Origin of the sequence: Nocardioides albidus (genome assembly GCF_006335005.1) — a bacterium.
Classification (GTDB): Bacteria; Actinomycetota; Actinomycetes; order Propionibacteriales; family Nocardioidaceae; genus Nocardioides; species Nocardioides albidus.
Genome location: NZ_VDMP01000023.1, coordinates 155,513 through 159,130 on the forward strand (window position 1 = coordinate 155,513; position 3,618 = coordinate 159,130).

Below are 3,618 nucleotides of genomic sequence, written 5' to 3' on the forward strand. Positions count from 1 at the left end.
CGGCGGACCGGGGGACGGGCTGCCGCCGGGAGGCGTGCCGGGCACTCCGCCGGCCACCGGCGGTCCCGGTGGTGGCGTCAACCCCTTCGCGGCCGGGATCGCGGGCGCCGGCGTGGTCGGTGCCCCCGGTCTCGCGAACGCGGTGCGGGGGCTGCTGGGTCGCGGCGTCCTCGGCCAGAGCGTGGGCAGCATCGGTGCGAGCTCGCGGGCCGGAGGGCCGGGCGCGCTCGGCCGCTCGGGCGCGATGGCGCCGGGTGGCCAGACAGGTCGCGGGACGGGTGGCCGTGGTGCCGGCGGTCGCGGTGGCGGCGCGGGTGGCCGTGGTGCGGCCGGCGGGCGCGGCTCGGGCGCGGCTGCCGCGGGCGGTCGCGGTCGGCGCAAGGGCGACCAGGACGAGGCGGGCGAGCGCGAGCTCTTCGACGACGGCAGCGACTGGATCGACGACGAGGGGGCCGGCCCGGGCGTCCTCGCCTGAGCCGGCTCAGGACCGGCTCAGGACCGGGTCGCGGGCCGCACCGACTTGGTGTGGCTGTGGCTCTCGTCCTCGAGCTCGGTCATGAAGCTGTCGGCCCATGCCTTGACGTCGTGCTGTGCGATCTGGCGCCGCATGGCCTTCATCCGCCGGGTGAGCTCCTTCGGGTCGGCCTGGTAGGCCTCGAGGAGCGCGGCCTTCATGCCGTTCATGTCGTACGGGTTGACCAGCCATGCCTGGCGCAGCTCGTCGGCGGCGCCGGCGAACTCCGAGAGCACGAGGGCGCCGTCGTCCTCGACCCGGCAGGCGACGTACTCCTTGGCGACCAGGTTCATGCCGTCGCGGTAGGGCGTGACGACCATGATGTCGGCGGCGCGGTAGAGCGCGGCCATCTCCTCGCGCGGGTAGGACGTGTGCAGGTAGCTCACGGCGGGGCGCCCGATCCGGCCGAGGTCGCCGTTGATCCGGCCGACGAGGAGCTCGATGTCGTCGCGCAGGTTGCGGTAGTGCTCCACCCGCTCGCGCGAGGGGACGGCGACCTGGACGAAGACCGCGTCGTCGACGGTGAAGGCGCCGTCGCTGATCAGCTCGCCGAACGCGCGCAGCCGGGCGTGGATGCCCTTGGTGTAGTCGAGCCGGTCGATGCCGAGGAAGATCCGGCGCGGGTTGCCCAGCGCCTCGCGGATAGCCTCCGCGCGCTCGGCGACCGGCTCCGACCGGGCCAGCTCCTCGAACCCGGCCGCGTCGATCGAGATCGGGAACGCGTGCGCGCGCACGGTGCGCCCGTCGGGGAGGTAGACGAGGTCGCGGTGGGTCTTGTGGCCGACCCGCTGACGCACGAGGCGGATGAAGTTCTGCGCGGCGCCCGGCAGCTGGAAGCCGACCAGGTCGGCGCCGAGCAGGCCCTCGAGGATCTGGCGGCGCCAGGGGAGCTGCTGGAACAGCTCGGCCGGCGGGAACGGGATGTGCAGGTAGAACCCGATGCGCAGGTCCGGTCGCAGCTCCCGCAGCATCTGGGGCACGAGCTGCAGCTGGTAGTCGTGGACCCACACCGTGGCGCCGTCGTTGGCGAGCTCCGCGGCGCGCTCGGCGAAGCGCCGGTTGACCTTGACGTAGGTGTCCCACCACTCGCGGTGGAACTCGGGCTTCGCGACGACGTCGTGGTAGAGCGGCCACAGGGTGCCGTTGGAGAAGCCCTCGTAGTGCTCCTCGATCTCCTCCGCCGACATCGCCAGCGGCACCAGGTCGAGACCCTCCACCTGGAACGGCTTGAACTTCTGGGTGCCTCCCGGCCAGCCGATCCAGACCCCGTCGTGGGCACGCATCACCGGCTCGATGGCCGAGACGAGCCCGCCGGGCGAGCGGCGCCACCGGGCTCTGCCGTTGGGGTCGGCGACCCGGTCGACGGGAAGGCGGTTGGCAACGATCACGAGGTCATGGCCCACGTTCGACACCCTAGTAGGACGGGGGGTGAAGCTCGGGCCGGCCCGACGGTCGGGTCAGGCGGGGTCGTCGGGGTAGCGGATGCCGAGGTCCGCGCGCAGGCCGTCCATCTGGCGCAGGACGGTCAGGGTCTGCTCGTGCGGCACCAGCGGGCTCTCCCGCAGCCCCTCGCCCAGGCAGCGGTCGACCTCGGCGATCTCGTTGCCGTAGCCGCGTCCGATCACGGGCTCGTCCCCGGTCAGCGTGATCTGCTGGTCGGGTCGGCCGATCGGTGTGAACACCGCGGCCGTCGGGTGGTGGAAGTCGCCGTCCAGGGTGATCCGGCCGAGGTCGGTCGCGATCGACGCGGCACGACTCGACCACGACGTCATCGACGCGTGCAGGGTCGCGACCGCGCCGCCCGGGTAACGCCCGGCGATCGCGATGTCGAGGTCGACCCCGCTGGGGGCGACGGTGGCGACACCGCGCAGGTCCTCGGCCTCGCCGAGCAGCAGGTGGGCGAAGGTCAGCGGGTAGATCCCCATGTCGAGGAGGGCGCCGCCGCCGAGCTCGGGCGCGAGCATCCGGTCGGTCGGGTCGGCGTCGACCCGGAAGCCGAGCTCGGCCGCGACATGGCGGGGCGTGCCGAAGCGGCCGCTGGCCAGCTCGCGGCGCAGCTCCCGGATCACCGGGTGGCAGGCGGTCCACATCGCCTCCATGAGGAAGCGGTCGTGCTCGCCCGCCAGGCGCACCATCTCCTCGGCGTCCGCCGCGCGCAGGGTCACCGGCTTCTCGCAGAGCACGTGCTTGCCCGCCTCGAACGCCGCCCGGGCGCCGGCGAGGTGCAGCGCGTGCGGCGTCGCGATGTAGACCACGTCGACCCCGGCGTCGGCCACGAGCGCCTCGTAGCTGCCGTGCGCGCGGGTCCGCCCGTCGCCGTACCGCTCGGCGAACGCCCGGGCGGACCCCTCGCTCCGGGAGCCGACGGCGGCCAGGTGGGCGCCGGGGACGAGGGCGAGGTCGGCGGCGAACGAGCGGGCGATCTTGCCGGTCGCGACGATGCCCCATCCGATCGAGTCCGACGCGTTGCTCATGGGGCGACCGTAGCGTGGTGATCGGCGGCCCGCGGCGCGGCCGAATGACATGGTTGTGATTCGCCGGTTAGAGTACGAGCCAGAACACCTGTCGACCTTCCCCACCTGATGTGTCGAGGAGACCCCATGAACGCCGAGCGCAGCACCCAGGAGAACGCCGCCGCGGCGGCCACTCCCGGCAGCCTCAGCGACCGCGATCGCGCGATCCTCGAGTTCGAGCGCCAATGGTGGAAGTACGCCGGCGCCAAGGAGAGCGCGGTGCGCGAGCAGTTCGACATGAGCGCCACCCGCTACTACCAGGTCCTCAACGCGCTGATCGACCGCCCCGAGGCGCTCGAGGCCGACCCCCTGCTCGTGCGTCGGCTGCGCCGGCTGCGCTCGCAGCGCCAGCGCCAGCGCTCCGCGCGCCGCCTGGGCTTCGAGGTCTGACCCATGGCCGTCCACCCTCGCACCGGAGACGAGCGCGGCGCGGTCCTTCCCTCGCCGGTGGTACTGCTCAGCATCGTCGCGGTGGCCCTCGCCGCCATCGCCTTCGTCGCCACCCGCGGCGACCAGCCCGTCGAGCGTGACATCTCCGCGACCAAGGCCGCCGCCACCCGGACGACGGGCGCGGAGGCCGAGCCCACCCCG

General features: G+C 73.5%; 3 protein-coding genes and 1 pseudogene. 2 read left to right on the plus strand and 2 right to left on the minus strand.

The window, feature by feature from the left end:
• Positions 1-492: 492 nt before the first annotated feature.
• Both FHP29_RS10450 and FHP29_RS10455 read right to left on the minus strand, forming a co-directional pair.
• Complete coding sequence (locus FHP29_RS10450) at positions 493-1,926, minus strand: alpha,alpha-trehalose-phosphate synthase (UDP-forming) (protein WP_139622808.1); 1,434 nt, start codon at positions 1,924-1,926, stop codon at positions 493-495.
• A gap of 45 nt (positions 1,927-1,971) precedes the next feature.
• On the minus strand, positions 1,972-2,988 hold the full coding sequence (locus FHP29_RS10455; protein WP_139622809.1) for a Gfo/Idh/MocA family protein: 1,017 nt from the start codon (positions 2,986-2,988) through the stop codon (positions 1,972-1,974).
• Between the two features lie 126 nt (positions 2,989-3,114).
• Here FHP29_RS10455 and FHP29_RS10460 point away from each other — a divergent pair, with 126 nt between their 5' ends.
• Both FHP29_RS10460 and FHP29_RS21665 read left to right on the plus strand, forming a co-directional pair.
• Positions 3,115-3,417, plus strand: coding sequence for a DUF3263 domain-containing protein (locus FHP29_RS10460; RefSeq protein ID WP_139622810.1), 303 nt, complete (start codon positions 3,115-3,117; stop codon positions 3,415-3,417).
• 3 nt (positions 3,418-3,420) lie between these two features.
• Positions 3,421-3,618: pseudogene (locus FHP29_RS21665) on the plus strand (LytR C-terminal domain-containing protein); the annotation flags it as partial.